Genomic DNA, 834 nt, shown 5'->3' with positions numbered 1-834 from the left:
AAGCGCCCCTCCCAAAATCGCCCTGTACAGTTATCTTCTTTATTCGCCTTACGGGCAATGCTTTCATTCAGCACCCGCATAAACCAACTGATACTCGCTAAACGTTCTCTAAATTGTTCAATGTCTTTATTTAAAAAGGTTTGCTGGGCTGAGTCTAGCCGCTCACCTTGAAGGAACTTATGAGACAGTATGGTGCCTTTAAACAGCTTATGCCATCTGATGATAATCGCTTTATCACTCAGCCTTTTAGCTTTTACATCATCTACATAAAGCACAGTGTGAGTATGGTTACTCATCACCGCATACGCACACACATCAATACAAAACACTTTTGAAAGTTCTAGCAGTTTATCTTCTATCCAACCTCTTCTGTGCTCATACGATTGCCCTGTTACCTTATCTTCACCACACAAATACGCACGACGAACACACCTTGAAACACAATGGTAGTATTTGGTATCAGTTAAACTCACTTGTCTTTTTCGTGCCGTGGCCATAAGAGAAAGCGCCTATCTTTTAAGCTGAATTTAAAAGATAGGTGATGAATGAAAAAGCGTCAATTTTGGTTGGGTGTCTTTATAAATTTTATTCATACGATTGACCTGTTACTTTATCTTCACCACATAGATAGGCACGACGAACACACCGTGAAATACAATGGTAGTATTTGGTATCCGTTAAACTCACTTGTCTTTTACGTGCTGTGGCCATGAGAGAATTGCCTATCTTTTGAGCTGAATTTAAAAGATAGGTGATGAATGAAAAACAATCAATTATGAATGGGTGTCAGTTAAAATTAGATGGTTAAAATTTTGTTAGATGAAAAAAGGCCTA

The 834-nt window shown here is 38.5% G+C and carries 2 pseudogenes; both read right to left on the bottom strand.

The window, feature by feature from the left end:
- A pseudogene (locus CWC18_RS00170) lies at nucleotides 1-497 on the bottom strand (transposase); the annotation flags it as partial.
- 91 nt (nucleotides 498-588) lie between these two features.
- Nucleotides 589-711: pseudogene (locus CWC18_RS00165) on the bottom strand (transposase); the annotation flags it as partial.
- Between the last annotated feature and the right edge of the window lie 123 nt (nucleotides 712-834).

It is taken from the genome of Pseudoalteromonas aurantia (genome assembly GCF_005886875.1).
Classification (GTDB): Bacteria; Pseudomonadota; Gammaproteobacteria; order Enterobacterales; family Alteromonadaceae; genus Pseudoalteromonas; species Pseudoalteromonas aurantia_A.
The sequence above is the reverse complement of the archived record's forward strand: the minus strand, read 5'-3'. Positions and strand labels throughout refer to the sequence as shown.